13 protein-coding genes are annotated in these 17,298 nt (G+C 59.3%); 9 read left to right on the top strand and 4 right to left on the bottom strand.

Annotated elements, in window-relative coordinates; genetic code table 11:
• The first annotated feature begins 60 nt into the window (after window positions 1-60).
• From E1J61_RS01760 to E1J61_RS01720, 9 genes are all read left to right on the top strand, one after another.
• On the top strand, window positions 61-1,368 hold the full coding sequence (locus E1J61_RS01760) for a class I SAM-dependent methyltransferase (RefSeq protein ID WP_133092464.1): 1,308 nt from the start codon (window positions 61-63) through the stop codon (window positions 1,366-1,368).
• Window positions 1,368-4,448: a glycosyltransferase family 1 protein gene (locus E1J61_RS01755; RefSeq protein WP_133092463.1), complete on the top strand. Its 3,081-nt coding sequence runs from the start codon at window positions 1,368-1,370 to the stop codon at window positions 4,446-4,448. Before E1J61_RS01760 ends, E1J61_RS01755 begins: the two co-directional genes overlap by 1 nt.
• On the top strand, window positions 4,445-5,485 hold the full coding sequence (gene gmd, locus E1J61_RS01750; RefSeq protein WP_133092462.1) for a GDP-mannose 4,6-dehydratase: 1,041 nt from the start codon (window positions 4,445-4,447) through the stop codon (window positions 5,483-5,485). The genes E1J61_RS01755 and gmd overlap by 4 nt, the downstream gene beginning before the upstream one ends.
• Complete coding sequence (locus E1J61_RS01745) at window positions 5,469-6,365, top strand: NAD-dependent epimerase/dehydratase family protein (RefSeq protein ID WP_133092461.1); 897 nt, start codon at window positions 5,469-5,471, stop codon at window positions 6,363-6,365. The genes gmd and E1J61_RS01745 overlap by 17 nt, the downstream gene beginning before the upstream one ends.
• Complete coding sequence (locus E1J61_RS01740) at window positions 6,362-7,486, top strand: glycosyltransferase family 1 protein (protein WP_133092460.1); 1,125 nt, start codon at window positions 6,362-6,364, stop codon at window positions 7,484-7,486. Before E1J61_RS01745 ends, E1J61_RS01740 begins: the two co-directional genes overlap by 4 nt.
• Window positions 7,487-7,499: 13 nt before the next feature.
• Window positions 7,500-8,693: a glycosyltransferase family 4 protein gene (locus E1J61_RS01735; RefSeq protein ID WP_133092459.1), complete on the top strand. Its 1,194-nt coding sequence runs from the start codon at window positions 7,500-7,502 to the stop codon at window positions 8,691-8,693.
• Window positions 8,694-8,764: 71 nt separating this feature from the next.
• Window positions 8,765-9,754: a glycosyltransferase family 2 protein gene (locus E1J61_RS01730; protein ID WP_133092512.1), complete on the top strand. Its 990-nt coding sequence runs from the start codon at window positions 8,765-8,767 to the stop codon at window positions 9,752-9,754.
• Window positions 9,755-9,763: 9 nt separating this feature from the next.
• The gene (locus E1J61_RS01725) at window positions 9,764-10,102 is read left to right on the top strand and encodes an EamA family transporter (protein ID WP_133092458.1); all 339 of its coding nucleotides are present in this window, start codon (window positions 9,764-9,766) and stop codon (window positions 10,100-10,102) included.
• Window positions 10,103-11,794 carry a hypothetical protein gene (locus E1J61_RS01720; protein ID WP_133092457.1) on the top strand — a complete coding sequence of 564 codons (1,692 nt, stop codon included), beginning with the start codon at window positions 10,103-10,105 and terminating at the stop codon, window positions 11,792-11,794.
• 221 nt (window positions 11,795-12,015) lie between these two features.
• Here E1J61_RS01720 and E1J61_RS01715 read toward each other — a convergent pair whose 3' ends face one another.
• The 4 genes from E1J61_RS01715 to E1J61_RS01700 form a co-directional block, all read right to left on the bottom strand.
• On the bottom strand, window positions 12,016-13,197 hold the full coding sequence (locus E1J61_RS01715; protein ID WP_371702489.1) for a glycosyltransferase family 4 protein: 1,182 nt from the start codon (window positions 13,195-13,197) through the stop codon (window positions 12,016-12,018).
• 244 nt (window positions 13,198-13,441) lie between these two features.
• Window positions 13,442-14,695: a lipopolysaccharide biosynthesis protein gene (locus E1J61_RS01710; RefSeq protein WP_133092455.1), complete on the bottom strand. Its 1,254-nt coding sequence runs from the start codon at window positions 14,693-14,695 to the stop codon at window positions 13,442-13,444.
• Window positions 14,688-15,833 (bottom strand): glycosyltransferase, encoded by a 1,146-nt coding sequence (locus tag E1J61_RS01705; protein WP_133092454.1) that lies wholly within the window; start codon window positions 15,831-15,833, stop codon window positions 14,688-14,690. The genes E1J61_RS01710 and E1J61_RS01705 overlap by 8 nt, the downstream gene beginning before the upstream one ends.
• A gap of 37 nt (window positions 15,834-15,870) precedes the next feature.
• Window positions 15,871-17,157, bottom strand: coding sequence for an exopolysaccharide biosynthesis polyprenyl glycosylphosphotransferase (locus tag E1J61_RS01700; protein ID WP_133092453.1), 1,287 nt, complete (start codon window positions 17,155-17,157; stop codon window positions 15,871-15,873).
• Window positions 17,158-17,298: the final 141 nt, after the last annotated feature.

Below are 17,298 nucleotides of genomic sequence, written 5' to 3'. Positions count from 1 at the left end.
ACGGGAAAATACGCAAGACCGGACTATTCCGGGCGGTAGTCGACTTAAGCAAGGTAGGTCATGAAGATGGATATGGATGCCTTTTACCAGGCATTTGAGGCTAGGTTCAGGGGCTCGCGAGAGGACATCAAGACGCGGCAAAGTATCTATATGCCGTTGGTCACGTATACCTCGCCTGGCAAGGATTCGCCAGCTCTGGATATAGGCTGTGGTCGTGGGGAGTGGCTGGAGCTTATGCGCGACAACTGTGTTCCTATCATAGGCGTCGATCTCAATGCGAAGTTTGTCGAAGAGGGTGCGAAAGCCGGGCTGGAAGTTGTTGCTGGCGATGGGCTTTCGTACTTGCGTGGCCAACCGACCGGTACGTTCTCCCTGATCAGTGCCTTCCATGTTGTGGAGCATCTCGAGTTCGAAATACTGATCAGTTTCCTTGAGGAAATTTTCCGCACATTGAAGCATGGTGGGAGCTGTTTACTGGAAACGCCCAATCCCATGAATGTTCGAGTGGGAATCAATAATTTTTATCTGGATCCGACACACGTCAGGCCGCTGCCGTCGGCTTTGCTCGCTTTTGCCGCGGAGTATGTCGGTTTTGATAAAGTTGCGGTTGTGCGCGTCAATGGTGGCCGGGGCGCCGACCAGGATTTCTACGAAGCGCCCGACTACGCCGTGATTGCCTTCAAGGCGCCATCAGAGGTTGCGGACGCATGCTTGCAGGAAATCGAGGCCGCGATAGGTAGCCCTGCGCAGAACGCGGCCAATGGCTCGCGAGGCGACGCTGTGCAATTGATTGAGATAGCACTGAACGCGGAACGGCAAGCACATGTCGCAGAGCGCAATTTGCTGCAGACGCGGGCGCAGTTGGACATTGAGCGCGCTGAGTCCCGTTCGTTGGTGGCGGAGCTCAAGGACTTGCGCGCCGAATCTCAGGAGCAGCTGGCCGAATTGCAGGCCGAAGTGCAAACCGGGCACGCGCTGAGGCTGGAAATTCATAATTTGGGCGCGCGCCTCGCTGCAGTCCATGCCAGCACTTCATGGCGCATCACCATGCCCATGCGGGTGACTGCACGTATCATACGAGGGCTCGTGCGTCCAAGGTCGAGCGGGTCATCACTGCTGAAGCGTGGTATCAGGCGGCTTGTGCCAATTGTTCTTGCGCAGCGCTGGCTTCGGCCGATTCTTAACGGGATTGCCAGACGATTCCCGGGGCCCTGGGACTGGCTCATGCGTCGTGTCCGTGCAGTGATTTCCGAAGAGGCCCCCGTGACTTCTGTTAAACAATATCTTTCAGAGGACGCACTGTTGTTCAAGGCGGCTCTTACCAAGCGGATGACCGGCAAAACAAATGCTAATGGAGGCCGAGCCTGATGCGCCTGCTGGTCGATCTGTTCCCCTGTCAGACAGTTTCGCGGCTGCGCGGGATTGGACGGTACACGCTGGCGCTCACGCAGGCCCTGGCACGCGTCAAGGGCGGCCATCAGCTCTACGCCTTGGCGGACGCCCAATATAGCGAGGCCTGCGATGCACTTCGTACCGAGCTTTCGCCGTTGCTGGGTCCCGGTCATTTTGCGACCTACGCCCACTCCGGCGCGCCATTCGCCGCAAGTACGCCAGCACAGCGACAGCTTGCCGATGACCTAGTCAGTGCGGCGTACCGCACGTTGGCCCCGGACGTCGTGCTTTGCATGAGCCCGTTTGAAGACTGGACACATGATGGCATCGTGCCCAATCCGAAGACGCGCGTCGGCTCAAGCCTACGTGCCGCGGTACTATATGACGTCATACCCTGGCTTTTTCCCGAACAGTATCTGAAGACGTCTCCGTCCTACAAGGCCTGGTACACGGAACGGCTGCAAGTCCTGAAGAGCTACGATCTGCTGTTAGCGATCTCGGAGGCGACACGTAGCGATGCCATCGAGCAGCTCGGTCTGGATCCAGCCCGCGTGGCCGTGATTGGCGGTGCGGCGGACGAACGCTTCCACGTGCGCCCTATAGGTGAAAAGCCCGGGGACCTTTCCCGCTTGGGTATCCAAAGACCCTTTGTGCTTTACACGGGTAACGGCGACTACCGCAAGAACCTATTTGGCATGTTGCAGGCTTATGCACGCCTGCCTGAAGCATTGCGCAACGTGCATCAGCTTGTCGTCAATCAGGTTGGGGACACGCACGCATTCTGGCGCCATGCGCAAAGACTGGGTCTGAAGACCGACGACATCGTCGTCACTGGCCACGTCGCAGACGCTGAACTGGTGGCGCTCTATCAGCAGTGTACGGCGTTCGTTTTCCCTTCGCTCTATGAAGGCTTCGGCCTGCCGGTCCTTGAAGCCATGGCTTGCGGCGCACCTGTCATCGCGGCGGACAACTCATCGATCCCGGAAGTGCTGGGTCGGGCAGATGTCATGTTTGATGCCAAGGATCCTGATGCCATCAAGGCAAAGCTGGAGCAGGTACTGACCGACGTACGCCTGCGGCAGGAACTTAAGGCGTTCGGCCCTGAGCGGGCAGCCAGATTCAACTGGGACGCCACTGGCAGGAAGGCTTGGCAGGCGTTTGAGGAGACCATGCCGCTGTCGAGCGCGCATGAGCATCAGGTATTCCAGATGGCTGATGCACGCGCTGCGCGCTCCAATGGAACGGATGGCAGGTTCCCAAGCGTAGGCCAGATCGCGGAGCTGCTGCCAGCGGATGTTAGGATTGAGCAGTCAGGCGGCGGCGACGCCTTGGAGACATGCGATGCGGCGCTATCCGGTGTCACGCTGAGCAATGGACTGAGCTTGTTTTTTTCCGCGCAGGCGAGCCCCCCCGTGCATCTGCTGCAGCAGATCCGGACCAATCCGGGCGTGCTGGTGCTGGGCAGCGCGGGTATCGACGGAACGCCTCCGGAAATAGGGGTCCGCTCCTTGCTGGCTTCGCCGGCGGGTACCGACGGCTCCGCGCTGAATGGCGTGCCGCCGCTGCTGGATGTGACGGCAAGCAGTCTCTACGTGATTGTTGAGAACGACGATGCGGCGCAGCGGTTGCGCAGCCGGAATGCGGACACGTGGTGCCCGCCGATCGCGACACTGGAAGCCGGGCACGGCGCGCAGGAGAATCTCGGCAAGGTGATCGACGCCGCGTTCCATCTGTCGAGTCATCGCCTGGTCGACGAACTGGCGGAAACCCTGGGGAAGATGCCGGTGGTTGACGAACTGCTGATAGACCGCCTGTCCGCCTGTGCCGGCCGCAACATGCGTCTCAATCGTCAGCCGCGCCTGCTGATCGACGTTTCGCAACTTGCCAAAACCGATGCGCGCAGCGGTATCCAGCGCGTTGTTCGCAATATGGCCCGGGAACTCTGCCTTGGTGACGGGACGGCGCCAGTGGAGATCGTGCAGATCAAGGATGGCGGCCTAGTGCGTGCCAAGGATGTAGTCCCATCGATTTTCAATCTTCCGTCAGACGCCTACGGCGATGCACGCGTCGAGATTCATCCGGGCGATGTGCTTCTGATGATCGATTCGTCGTGGGAGCAGTATGAGCAGTTTCTGCCAGTATTCCAGGAAGTCAGGCAGTTCGGAGGCCGCATTGTCTCGGTCGTTTATGACCTGATTCCGGCCCTGCATCCGGAATATTGCAGTCCCGGTCTCGTTTCTGTCTTCAATAGGTGGCTGCGGTTGGCGATCATGCAAAGCGACATGCTGATCTGCATTTCTGAGGCGGTAAAGCAAAGCCTGGGCGAATACATTGACGCACAGGGCCTGCAGCCTCCGAGGCCGATCATGCTGGAGCACTGGAACCTGGGCGCCGACCTGATCAATGATGAGCGCGACGCGGGTATCCGGCCGGCGGTGCAGGCGCTTGTGGAGGACCAAGACTCGCCCCTTTATCTGATGGTGGGCACCATCGAACCGCGCAAGGGCCACGCCTTCGTGCTCGATGCCTTCGAACAGATCTGGGCTGCCGGCGGAGACGCCCGCCTGTGCCTCGCGGGCAAGGAGGGCTGGCATGTCGAAGCGCTGATGGACAGGATTCACAAGCATCCTATGAACGGCAAACGGCTGTTCCTGATCGACAATTTTACCGATGCGGAGATCAACCGCTGCTATGCGGGCGCCACGGCGCTGATCGCCGCCTCCACCATCGAGGGCTATGGCCTGCCGATCGTCGAGGCCGCCATGCACCATGTGCCAGTGCTGGCAAGCGACATCCCGGTGTTCAGGGAGGTCGGCGGCGAAGGGGCGCTATTCTTCCAGTTGGGCGATCCATCATCGCTGGCGGAGGCTGCCGCTCGCATCGCTGCCATGAGCAGGGAAGAGCGTCAGGCATTAGCAGGTAAGATTCGCCCAATCACTTGGCGCGAGAGCGCCCGTCAGTTGGCTTGCAAGCTCTATCCGGCAGGCATCGGCGGCAGCGGCGCGCCGGCCAGCCAGCGACATAGTATTAACTCTTCATCAGGAACCGAAGGATGAATCAGCGCGTAGCAGTAATCACCGGGGTGACCGGTCAGGATGGAGCCTATCTCACCGAACTTTTGCTCGAAAAGGGCTATACGGTCTATGGCACTTATCGCCGTACCAGTTCGGTGAACTTCTGGCGTATGGACGAGCTGGGTGTGACCAGCCATCCTAATCTTCGCCTGGTGGAGTTCGACCTGACTGACCTGAGCACCTGCATCCGGTTGCTCCAGACGAGCGGGGCAACCGAGGTCTACAACCTCGCGGCCCAGAGCTTCGTCGGGGTCTCGTTCGAGCAGCCCGTGACGACGGCGGAGATTACCGGCATTGGCGCGGTGAACCTGCTCGAAGCGATTCGGATCGTCAATCCTAAGATTCGCTTTTATCAGGCCTCGACTTCGGAAATGTTTGGCAAGGTCCAGGCCATTCCCCAGTCTGAGTCGACGCCGTTCTACCCGCGCAGTCCGTATGGCGTTGCCAAGCTCTATGCGCACTGGATCACGGTCAACTACCGTGAATCCTATGGCATCTTCGGATCGAGCGGGATCCTGTTCAATCACGAATCGCCGCTGCGCGGCCGTGAATTCGTCACGCGCAAGATCACGGATTCTGTTGCCAAGATCAAGCTGAGCAAGCTAGACGTCCTCGAGCTTGGCAATATGGACGCGAAGCGCGATTGGGGCTTTGCCAAGGAATATGTGGACGGCATGTGGCGGATGCTGCAAGCCGACGAGCCGGACACCTTCGTGCTCGCCACGAATCGTACGGAAACCGTCCGCGACTTCGTCACTATGGCATTTAAGGCCGTCGATATCGCACTAGACTGGACGGGCGAGGGAGAAGGCGAAACGGGCGTCAATGCCACGACCGGCAAGACGGTAGTGCGTGTTAATCCGAAGTTTTATCGCCCGGCGGAAGTGGACCTGCTCATCGGCGACCCGGCGAAGGCCAAGCAGAAGCTGGGCTGGGAGCCCACTACGAGCCTCGAGCAGCTGTGCGAGATGATGGTGGCAGCAGACCTTCGGAGAAACGAGATTGGTTTCTCGTTCTGAACCCGCGAAGCGCGTACTCGTGACCGGTGGCCACGGCTTTACCGGTCGATATGTATGCGATGAGCTCGCCGCTGCCGGATACGACGTCATCGGGACTGCAATGTCGCCGGTACCGGGTAGCGTGGCTCTCGATATCGCTTCGCCAGAGGCTTGCCGATACGTGATCGAGTCGCAGCGGCCCGACTATGTCGTGCATCTCGCGGCAATCAGCTTTGTTGCCCATGCCAACACCGATGCCTTCTATCGCGTCAATGTCGTTGGGACCAGCAACCTGCTGCAAGCCTGTCACGACGCCGATCACACGCCGGAAAAGATACTGGTGGCCAGTAGCGCCAATGTCTACGGCAATACGGCGGGTGGCGAACTGCGCGAGGATCAGCGGCTGCAACCAGTGAACCACTATGGCGCCAGCAAGGCCGCCATGGAGTACATTGTTGCGACGTGGTTCGACAAGCTGCCCGTGGTCATTACTCGCCCGTTCAACTACACCGGCCGGGGCCAGGGATCGCAGTTCCTGGTGCCAAAGATCGTCGAGCATTTCCGGCAGCGTCAGGCGCGCATCGAATTGGGCAATCTCGATGTGATGCGCGACTTCTCCGACGTGAGAATGGTGGCACAGGCGTATCGTGTGCTGCTGGAGGGCCCCTCCGCTGGCGAAATCGTTCATATCTGCAGCGGGGTTCCGTATGCATTGCGGGATGTGATCAAGACGCTGGAGCAGCTCGCAGGCTATGAGATTGAGGTCGCCGTGAACCCTGCCTTTGTGCGTGCGAACGAAGTGAAGGTACTGATCGGATCGCCGGAGAAACTGAACCGGCTCGTGCCGGATCTTATCCGTCCAGCTTTTGAAGATACGCTGCGCTGGATGTACGAAGCATGAGCCCGTTACAGGTTGGTATCAGCACGTCCGTGCTGGAGCCGGCCCATAATGGCGGTCGTCTCGACGGTATTGGTGTCTATACAGCGGCATTGCGGCAGGGACTGAGCCAGCTCGGCGTGACGGTGCATGACTATTCGTTCCCGCCGTTCGCCAGCAGCGCGCCTATGGTCAAGGGCAAGTCCCTGACGCGGTCGTTTCCCGTGCAGATGCTGGCTGCGAGTCTCGGTCAGCATGCACCGATCGCGGAGCGTTTGGATGTTTTTCACAGCACGGACTACAAGGCCGTGCGCATGCCTTGCCCGCTCGTCGCAACCCTGCACGACGCTGTCCCGCTGAAGCACCCGGAATGGACAGCAGGGCGGTTCCGCGCCCTCAAGAGTTTTGTGCTGCGGCGATCAGCCAGCTATGCCGACCATGTGATCGCACTTTCGCATGCAGCCATTCCAGACCTTGTCGAGCATTTTGGCATCGACGAGCGGCGTATTTCGGTCGTGCCCTGCGGTGTCGATCGTCATTGGTTCCACTCGCCCGCGCCCGACGATGTCGAGCAAGAGCTTGCGTCGCGCGGCCTGCGCAGAGGGTATTTCCTTTACGTCGGGACCTTGCAGCCGCGCAAGAACGTGGTGGGTATCCTGAATGCCTACGAAGCGTTGCCCCAGGCGATTCGTCGTGAACGGCAATTGGTTATTGTCGGTCGTGCCGGCTGGCACTGCGAGGAGGAGGTTAGTCGGCTGGATGCCGCGCAGGGCAGCGGTGCCGGGCTGGTCTGGTTCGACAATGTGAAGGACTTTACTTCGTTACGCCGGATTTATGCTGGTGCAGGCGTGTTTGTCTTCCCGTCGCTGTATGAAGGGTACGGCATTCCGATTCTGGAAGCCTTTGCTAGTGGCTTGCCCGTGGTAACGTCGAACGTGTCTTCCTTGCCCGAAGTGGCCGGTGGCGCGGCGCTGACGGTTGACCCCAACGATCCGGTGGCTATTGCCGATGCCATGCAACGCTTCGCGGAAAGCGACTCCCTATGTGCTCGCTTCGCCGAGCTTGGGTGGGCTCGCGCAAAGGCACTGTCCTGGCATAATACGGCCCGCCTGACCGCTGATGTATATCGGCAGGTGGCGAGATAACAGACAGGACAACATGCGGGTACTTCAGGTCTTTAAGACGTACTATCCCGATTCTTTTGGGGGCGTCGAGCAGGTGATCCGCCAGATAGCGACATCGGGACCGGCCTACGGCGTCACGTCAAAAGTGTTTGCGCCAAGCCATTTTGCCCGCGACGTACGGGTGATACACGAGGATGGGGTCGAAGTCATCCAGGTACCTTGCACGGTCGATGTCGCGTCCACCCCATTTTCGGTGAGTGCGCTGGGTCCATTTCGCGAGGCGCTGCGCTGGGCCGATGTGGTGCACTACCATTTCCCGTGGCCGTTCGCCGATATCTTGCATGCTTTGGGACGGCCCGCCAAGCCGGCTCTGGCAACCTATCATTCCGATATTGTCCGACAAAAGGTGTTGCTTCAGTTGTACAAGCCGCTCCAGCGTCGGTTTCTCGACAGCATGCAGGCAATCGTTGCGACGTCACCCAACTATGTCGAAACGAGCCCGACGTTGCAGCGGTACAAGGACAAGGTCTCGGTAATTCCGATCGGTCTTAACGAATCGGCCTATCCCCGCCCGGATTCCAGGCGCGTTGACGCTTGGCGCGGCCGCGTAGGTGAAGGTTTTTTTCTGTTCGTCGGCGTGATCCGGTACTACAAGGGCCTGCACATCTTGCTGGATGCCCTTGGACCAGCAACAAGGTCCACCAACCGCAATGTGCGGGTGGTTATCGTTGGCTCCGGGCCGATTGAGAGCGATCTGCGTCGGCAGGCTGCGGAATTGAAGCTGGATAATGTGCAATTTCTTGGCGCGTTGCCCGAAGAAGACAAAATTGCGCTATTGCAACTGTGCCTTGCAGTGGTTTTTCCATCTCATCTCCGCTCGGAAGCTTACGGTATCACGCTGGTCGAGGGCGCCATGTCGGGCAAGCCGCTGATTTCTGCGGAGATAGGTACTGGCAGTAGCTTCGTCAACATTCACGAGAAGACTGGCCTTGTCGTGCCGCCGCGAGATCCACAGGCTTTGCGTCTGGCCATGGACCGGCTTGCCACGCATCCGGAAGAGGTCGAGCGGATGGGCCGGGAGGCGCGCAGGCGCTTTGAGACGATTTTTACTGCGGATCGCATGACGTTGTCATATGCCGACCTCTATCAAACAGTATGTGGCAATGCGCGACTCTTGGATTCAGCTGGAGCCCGTGCCACGAAAGGCATGTCTGTGCCGCGTGAGTGATGGGCGTACTTGCAGGCGGCAATACAAGAACAACTATCGCCGCGACTGGTGAAGAAGTACTTGGAGGGTTAATGAAAAGCACAATTCGGATTGGTGTTGTCATTCCGAGCTATAAGGTTACGGATCATATACTTCAGGTGATCGAGGAGATCATTCCTGAGGTGACGCGCATCTATGTAGTCGACGATTGTTGCCCTCACGGGTCGGGATCGTATGTCGAGCAAAACTGTTCTGATCCGCGCGTGGTAGTGCTGCGCAATCCCGTCAACATGGGTGTGGGTGGCGCCGTCATGACCGGCTATCGTGCCGCCATCGACGATGGCATGGAGGTCATTGTAAAGCTCGATGGTGATGGCCAGATGGATCCGGCGTTAATTATGGATTTCGTCGAGCCCATTGCCGCCGGCGAAGCTGACTATACAAAAGGTAACCGGTTTTTCAATCTAGAAAGGATTCGCGAAATGCCGGCAATCCGGCTATTCGGCAATGCAGTTCTTTCTTTTCTCACCAAGCTGTCATCGGGCTATTGGGACCTTTTCGATCCGACCAACGGATATACAGCTATCCATCGTGACGTCGCACGATATCTGCCGATGGGGAAGATCAGTACACGTTACTTCTTCGAGACCGATATGCTGTTTCGTCTCAACACACTTCGTGCCGTGGTTGTGGACATTCCTATGGACGCGCGCTATGGGAGCGAGGTCAGTAATCTGAAAATATCGAAGATTATTGGGGAATTTCTTGCGAAGCATATGCGCAACTTTCTGAAGCGCATCTTTTATAATTATTATCTTCGCGATATGTCGCTCGCATCGATTGAGTTGCCTGTCGGCATTCTGATGACCATCGTCGGCCTGGGTTTCGGCGCCGCCCATTGGTTTGCGTCATTGCGAACCGGGCTGCCAACGCCGGCAGGCACCGTGATGGTTTCGGCCCTGCCTGTTCTCCTCGGGATGCAGTTCATCCTGGCGTTCATTGGCTACGATATCGCTTCGGTGCCGAAGCGCCCGCTTCATCTGCAGGCGAGAAACCTGAGTCGTTGTACCGCTCGGGACTAAGGACAATTTATGGTGTATTTCACAGCAATCCTGTGCGTTATCGGTATTGCCGCAGGCCAGATCCTTTTCAAACTCAGTGCTGCCTCGCTGCGTCAGGCGGGCACCTTCTTCGACTTCCGGACTGCGACCATACTATTTATCGCCTTTGCGCTCTATGGGATTACGACGATCGCATGGGTATGGGTGTTGCAGCGTATCGAGCTTGGCCGCGCCTATCCGCTCATGGCGCTGGCATTCGTTATGGTTCCGATTGGCAGCTACTTCATTCTGGGAGAGCGATTTCAGCCGCAGTACTTTGTCGGCGTCGCACTGATCCTGGCCGGTATTGTGATTGCGGTTAAATCCTGAGTGATGGTTTCAGTTCCCCTCCGTATTGCGGCGCGCTGGCGCGTTCCGAAGCAAGTCGCATTGCTGTTCCTCACGTTCGCAGCATGCATTTGTGTGCTGCTGCGCTACCAGCTTGCCAACAAATTCACGACTCTCCATGGTGATCGCTATGACATGGTCATCGTTGTCACCATCCTCGAGCATTGGTATCACGTTTTCCGTGGCGAGGCGCAGTGGACTCAGGTCGCTTATTTTTTTCCATACGGCCGCACCATTGCCCAGACGGATGCCTATTTCCTGGTCGGGGTGGCGTATTTTCCGTTTCGCGCTCTAGGGCTTGATCCGTTCCTGGCAACCGAACTGAGCGGGGTCATCCTGAAGGCAGTTGGATTCTTCGGTGCGTGGTGGATGGCTAGAAGGGTGTTTGCGCTGCCATTCTCATGGGCGTTGCTTGTAGCGGCAATGTTTACGTTGAGCAACGCCATGACAGTTCATGGCCAAAGACTGCAGCTTGCGACTGTGGCACTCACGCCTGTGGTCGGGACCATGGTCTGGATCGCCGTTAAAGCGTTCCTGACGAGTGACGGCCAAAGGCTTCGCTGGTTTGGGGCCGGCGCTGGGGTTCTGCTTGGCATGTGGTGCCTTACCTGCTTCTACATGGCATGGTTCTTCAGCTTTTTCCTTACCATACTTCTGATAGTCGTTGTGGCCTTTGGCGGTCACGATGGTCTGAAGTTGCTGGGCCAAGCATTTCGCAAGCATTACCTTTCGCTAGCTTTGGTGCTGATTGTTACAGCCGTGGCAATGGCGCCCTTCATCTACGCGTTCTTGCCGAAATCCATGGAAGTTGGGGTCCGCTCCTATGAAACGGTTGCCCCGAATACGATCCCTCTGCAGAACGTGCTTCAGGTTGGGCATGAGAACCTGCTGTTCGGCCCCATTTACAACGCTATCATTTCCTATATTTTTCCGAATTATCGTCCCAACGGTGAGTACTACAACACGGGTGTGACGCCGATTGTATTCTTCCTGTTCGCGTGTGGCGTAGGCGCATTGCTGCTGCGCCGCGACTGGTCATCTCGTGATCTCCTTGCGCCCGCAGTGGTTATTGCAGCGCTGATTGCATGGGGATTGGCGCTTAACGTTGGAGGTCACAGCGCCTGGTACTTCGTATACCAATGGTTCCCAGGTGCGCAGGCATTGAATGTTGTTTCCGCGTTGCAGATTCTTCTGGCGCTTCCTGTCATGGTTATCGCAGTCCAGTTCCTGTCGAAGACGGAGGCTTCTCGACCGATACTCGTGCTGATTGTCGGACTCTTACTTGCCGGAGAACTGAACAAGTCCCATCAAGCGTTGGATAGGAATGCGGAGATCGAACGAATCCGGTTGGCAGAGCAGCCTCCGCCAGCTTGCAAGGCCTTCTATGTGTCGGGGTGGAACGGCCAGGACGATATCCCGGGTTTCCCCGCCGCGATTAACAACTTGTACGCTCACAACGTATCGGCAATGCTGATCGCGCAGCTAGTGGGAATTTCAACATTGAACGGTATTGCGTCCTTCAACCCCAAAGACTGGGATTTCGGTCATCCAAATGGCGCGAACTATGACGACCGCATGCGTGCCTACGCACGCAAACACGGTGTCGAGTCAGTATGCAAGTTGAATCTGAATACCAAATCCTGGAGCCTGACAGAAGACTATGCGAAGCATTGAATAGTGCCGCCGCGGTCGGGCGGGCCTAACCGGACCCGGCTACGTCTTCCCTGCGACCAGCCCTGCTTCATCAAGCGGTTCAGGCATGCTAAGACTGGCAGTCGGGGGGCGTCGGGCTGGTTGTAGTGGCGCCCAGCAGCACATCTGATCGGCGCTGTGTTGTTTATCTTAGCAACGGGGGAATGGTGGTCAAGTGCTGACTATGGCCACTCTAGGTATAGCTAACGCCCTATAGCGTTGTGTAGCCTGCTAATTGTCTCAAGGTAGATATCAACAATCTGCGCTTCGCCAAACCGACTTCCGACATCCAGCCGTCCTGCCTGGCCCATTTTCTGTAGCGTGTCACGGCTACAACGACACATCGCCAGCAAAGCTGCTGTCAATTCATCTGCATTCCGTGCCCGACAAAGCCGGCCGGTCAGCCCATCCCTGACCACATCCCGACATCCCGGCACATCGGTCGCCACAATTGGCTTGGCCATAGATGCTGCTTCGAGTAGCGTGCGCGGCACCCCTTCGCGGTATGACGGCAGGACGACACAGTCGGCGTTGGCCATAGCGCTTCTTACATCCGCTGCCGAGCCAAGGTACTCGATTAGCCCCCGGTCCTGCCATGCCAGGAGTTGTGTGCGCGAAATTGCACTGGGATTCTCGACGTCAGCGGGTCCCAGCAACTGGAACCGGACATGCGGATGCTCCTCACGGATACGACGCGCCGCCTCGACATATTCTCCGATCCCCTTGTCCCATAGCATTCGCGCGACCAGGAGAAAACGGAAGACGCCGTCTTCTCTGTCCTGAGATTCGCCCGGGGCGTAGTGGTCGAGATCGATCCCTTCGCTGGGAAGCACGAAGGTCTGCTGCTCCCTAACCAGGTTGCGTGCCAGGAACTCCTGCAAGTCGTCTCGGTTAAGGAACCAGACTTGTTTGGCGGAGCGCAGTGCAACCCGGTAGAGAGCCCGCCCAATGCGCGCCACGAGATTGTCATTGATGAACACAAAGCCAAGCCCAGTCGTTACGGCGAAGCACGGAATCCGGGATAGCCGTGCAGCAAATGACCCATAGATATTGGGCTTGATTGTGTACTGGAATACGCAATCGGGCTCGAGTTGCCGGTAAAGCTTGGCCAACTGGCTAAAGCATTTCCAGTCGGCCAGGGGGTTGGCACTCCTGGCAGATAGCGTCAGGGGATGAAATTCGCAACCAAGCGCTTGCAGGGATTCGGAGGCGCGATCCGGCGGGGCAATAATGCTGACTCTGGCGCCGCGTGCGAGCAAGGCTCGAACGACACCGCTACGGTACTGTTGGATAGACCAGCTCGAGTTCGCCACGAATGCAACATGAGTACCATTCAGTTGTTGCTTGTCAGGCTGCCGGGCGGGGGCGTCCGGGGCACCCGGCATGGCTCGGGCTGGACGTTCGTCAGTACTATTTTCCATCCTTGTCGCAGTCTATTTCGAGGTTCATTCAATGCATGAACACTCAATCGTGTAGCTCTGCATCGCAGCTCTTCAGCCCAGAAAGGATCACGCTGGACGGGCGGATTTTAGCAGAACCCTAGTTTTGCAACGCCGTGAGCGGTGAGGCGCAGGGGGCGCCCGAATGCTCGCATCGAGCCGAACTCGAAGCAGCACCCCAGGCTCGAGTTTATTCCTCTCGTTCCGCAGTTTCAGGATCCCGGGAGAGCATCACGAGACCAATCCCTGAAGCGACGGCGATTGCATTGCCAGCGATATAGCCGATAACGGCACCTTCTGCGCCAAACTTCGGGATCGTGATAAGGTCGATCGTCGCAGTGGTGACGAGCACAAGTAAGGATTTGGCGGCCAGCCAGCCAGGCTTCCTCAGGTGGATGGCAAGGAGGGAGAGGGCTACGTCTGCGAAGACCAGACCGGAGCCCAATGCGCCATGGCGCAGCAGGCTGACGGTCGCTTCAAAACGGCCTCCATAGAGCAGATGCACGATCCACGGCGCGCTTAGGGCAATGAAGATGCCGCCGGTCATTCCGATTGCTGCCATCCCGCCGGCGAACCGTAACACGTTGCGACGTGCCTGGGCGAAAGTTGGTTGCGCATAGATTGCGAGCGGGGCAACAGAGCTGGCAATGATCGTGGCCAGTAATACATAGTTGTCCAGGACTTGCATGCACGCCGCATAGGCCCCCAAGTCGGTGAGCGGAACGCGAGGCTTGAGCAGCAACTGGTCAATGCGCCGCGCGCTGAACAGCAGCATCATGCTGACCCAAAACACCGATCCGTCCCGTACCAGGCTCGCTAGCAGTTCACGGTCGGGCGTCGGGCGGATGCGCGGTCGGCGGCGCGCATAGTGCCAGGCGAGCAGAGTTGAAAGCAGCGCCGATTCGAGTGCAAACGCCCACGCGTACTCATGGACGACATGTACCGCGGAAAAATAAAGCATGGCAATCAGGGCGGCCTTGAGCGCAAGCGCCGACAAGCTGAAGGCGACGCCTGCCCGATTGTCGGTCTGCGCCTGCATCCAGGCGGTCACCACGCCAAATGGCTCCCGCAGCAAGATGGAAAGTCCCAGGATCGCCGCGACGTGCAGCGTTGTGGCGTCCTGCTCGGTCAGCACCGTGGCTGCGACCAGGATGAAGTAGCCGGCAATGGCGGCGACCAGGCGCAGGCCGAAGACATGCGCCATCAAGTGGTACTGCGCTTCGGCCGAGGGAATTGCCACCAGCCGAGGCACCACGACTTCGCCGCCGCAGATCAAACCGATTGACGCCGCAATCAGCACCAGCGACTGCGCATACTGAAAATGCGCAAAGCCTTCCGGTCCGACGCCGCGTGCAATCAATGCCACGATGGCGATGCTGACAGTGATCTGAAGAGCCCGCTCGCCGAGCAGCCAGACGACGTTGCGCGCGATCTGCCTACGCATGGTCGGCCTTGCCGGAGGCGTTGGGCATGGCGGCTCCCCGACGCTGCACGAGCTCCCGGTACAGGTCGATCCAGCGCTGGGCGACACTGACCAAGCTGTATGCGGCAACGGCGTGGGCGCGGCCTGCCCCAACATCCTGCCGGCCCAGCAGGGCTGCACGCATGCCGCGCGCAAGCGCATCGGTGTCGCCTGCCGGCACGATGCTGCCCGACGCCGCCAGCAGCGCGCGGACGCCTGATACGTCGGTGACCACCACCGGCGTCTCGCAGGCGAGCGCCTCGGCTACTACGAGGGGCAGGCCTTCGCGCACAGAGGACAGTACGAACAGGTCGGCGGCGTTTATCAGCGCCGGAACGTTGTCGCAGGGGCCGAGCAGCCGCACGGCGTGGGAGAGCCCGAGCGCAGCTGCGTGCTGTATCAGCGTTGCCTTCAGGGGGCCATCGCCGGCAATCAGCAAACAAATGCCTGCGCCGGTCTCCGGATCGTCCGCCAATTGGCGGAATGCCTCGATCAGGCGCTGCTGATCTTTCTCGTGAACCAGCCGGCCGACATTGAGCACGATCTTGGCATCGGGGCCGACTCCCAGTGCCTGGCGTGTCTGCGCACGCGCCTGCGAGTCGCGGCAGAACCGGTCTGTATCGATGCCGTTGGGCATCACGCTGATCCGCCCGGCCTTCGTGGCGCGTACGTCCAGCATGTACTGCATGCCTTCCGCGCTGACATGGGTGTTCGCTGTGCACAAGCCATCGGTCAGCCGATATGCCAGCATGCGTAGCCTGCCCCCCTCGCGCGAGCTGTGCGCGGTGCAGAGGACGGGGATACGCGCGCCGCCGGCCCGCCGCGACCGCAGCAGCCGCGCGAAGATATTGGCGTGGAACATGTGCGCGTGGATGATGTCCGGCCGCCAGCGCGCGACCCACTTGCGCACGGCCTGCAAGGTGAGCAGGAAACGGAGCGGATCCTTATGCAGGTCCACGCGATGCAGCGTCACCTCCGGCGGCAGCGCTACCTCTTGAGCAAGTGTCAGGCTGACGACCGCCACATCATGCCCAAAGGCGACGAACTGGCGTGCGAGGTCCGCGACCTGGCGCTCGGCGCCGCCAAGCCGAAGTCCTGTCGTCAGCAGCAGGATGCGCATCGGGCGGGGAGAAAGATCATGCGGGCCACGCCGAGCATCAGCGCGCGCCGTAGCCGGTCAGCAGCGTGCGCATGGTCTTTCCGGCGATCAACAGGTCCATTGCCATCGAGCAGTGCTTGACGTAGTAGAGGTCATAGCAAAGCTTGGTGATGGTTTCCTCGTGACTCGCGGCATAGCCTTGCTGGACCTGCGCCCAGCCCGACAGGCCCGGGCGCACGAGATGGCGGTAGGGATAGAACGGGATCGTCTCGGAGAAGGACTCGACCATCGAGGACTGTTCGGGACGCGGTCCGATCAGGCTCATGTCGCCCACCAGTACATTCCACAGCTGAGGAATTTCGTCGAGCCGGTACTTCCGGATGACGCGGCCCACACGCGTGACGCGGGGGTCGGAATGTGCGGCGAACTGGGCCTCGGTATCCGGTTCATCGGCCATGCTGCGGAACTTCAGCATCGTGAACACTTTGCCGTAAAGGCCCACGCGTTCCTGGCGGAAAATGGCCGGACCGCTCGACTCCATGCGGATGGCCACGGCAACGGCCAGCCCGATGGGGATGGCCAGCGGCGCCAGCAGCAGCACCGCGGCGATATCGCCCAGGCGCTTGAATGGCGCATAGAGGAAGTTCTGTGCGTGGTCGTCCAGGAAGTTCTCGTCGATGTGCGTCAGGGCCAGGCGGCCGGTGAGCAGCTCCGCGATCCGTTCGACGGAATAGACGTGCACATGGCTGAGCTTGTAGCGCGCCAGCGTACGGGTGCGTTGCGGGTCGACGGCAGCGCTGCGCTCCATCATCAGGCCGTCGCAGTCGGCGGCTTCCGCCAGCGTGGTGATGCGGTGGAACTCGGCGTGCGCGCTGCGCGCCGCCCCTGGCATTGCCAGCAGTTCGTTCAGGTGTTCGAGCGACTGGGGGTCGGTGTAGCCGAACGTCGGCACGTAGTGGCGTACGAAGCGCAGGTAGCCACTCCACAGCCAGAACATAGTGATCGTCATGCAGACCAGCATTGCGGCCCGCGAATATTCAATGCGGAAAACCGCACAGGTGGCGAGGAGGACGGCGAAGGGGACCAGTGTCGCAAGCGCCACAATGCTGTTGCCTTCGACTGCCGGAACGTAGATGGTGCGGTCCAGCAGCATGCAGGCGATGGCATATGGCACCACGGACATGCCGATGGTGTTCAGGAAGATTTGCGTGACCCAGCCATGGCGTGTGGCTTCATGGCCCCCAAGGGCGGCCAATCCGTAGAGCAGGAGGCCCAAGGCACCCCATGCAAGCATGCGGCTGCGACGGCGGGTGGTTTCTGACGATATACGCGTTGGCAGCTTCATCTTGTGACGCTCGGCTGGCGCCAAGGTTTGACCAACTGGCTCTGGGGAGTACGACATACGGACGGGAACAGGCTGGCCAGGAACAAAGGCGCCTTCGGCACCGGAAATCGTTGGCTTGCAAAGGCCGGGTGGGTCTGTCGG

It is taken from the genome of Cupriavidus sp. L7L (assembly GCF_004353535.1).
GTDB lineage: Bacteria > Pseudomonadota > Gammaproteobacteria > Burkholderiales > Burkholderiaceae > Cupriavidus > Cupriavidus oxalaticus_A.
This window is presented reverse-complemented; position numbering and strand designations above follow the sequence as displayed.

Excerpts from the sequence above, each read along its gene's own strand:
- E1J61_RS01710 (WP_133092455.1), bottom strand. The coding sequence starts at position 14,695 with ATGCGTAGGCAGATCGCGCGCAACGTCGTCTGGCTGCTCGGCGAGCGG.
- E1J61_RS01700 (WP_133092453.1), bottom strand. The coding sequence starts at position 17,157 with ATGAAGCTGCCAACGCGTATATCGTCAGAAACCACCCGCCGTCGCAGC.
- gmd (WP_133092462.1), top strand. The coding sequence starts at position 4,445 with ATGAATCAGCGCGTAGCAGTAATCACCGGGGTGACCGGTCAGGATGGA.
- E1J61_RS01715 (WP_371702489.1), bottom strand. The coding sequence starts at position 13,197 with ATGCCGGGTGCCCCGGACGCCCCCGCCCGGCAGCCTGACAAGCAACAA.
- E1J61_RS01755 (WP_133092463.1), top strand. The coding sequence starts at position 1,368 with ATGCGCCTGCTGGTCGATCTGTTCCCCTGTCAGACAGTTTCGCGGCTG.
- E1J61_RS01735 (WP_133092459.1), top strand. The coding sequence starts at position 7,500 with ATGCGGGTACTTCAGGTCTTTAAGACGTACTATCCCGATTCTTTTGGG.
- E1J61_RS01760 (WP_133092464.1), top strand. The coding sequence starts at position 61 with ATGAAGATGGATATGGATGCCTTTTACCAGGCATTTGAGGCTAGGTTC.
- E1J61_RS01705 (WP_133092454.1), bottom strand. The coding sequence starts at position 15,833 with ATGCGCATCCTGCTGCTGACGACAGGACTTCGGCTTGGCGGCGCCGAG.
- E1J61_RS01725 (WP_133092458.1), top strand. The coding sequence starts at position 9,764 with ATGGTGTATTTCACAGCAATCCTGTGCGTTATCGGTATTGCCGCAGGC.
- E1J61_RS01730 (WP_133092512.1), top strand. The coding sequence starts at position 8,765 with ATGAAAAGCACAATTCGGATTGGTGTTGTCATTCCGAGCTATAAGGTT.
- E1J61_RS01740 (WP_133092460.1), top strand. The coding sequence starts at position 6,362 with ATGAGCCCGTTACAGGTTGGTATCAGCACGTCCGTGCTGGAGCCGGCC.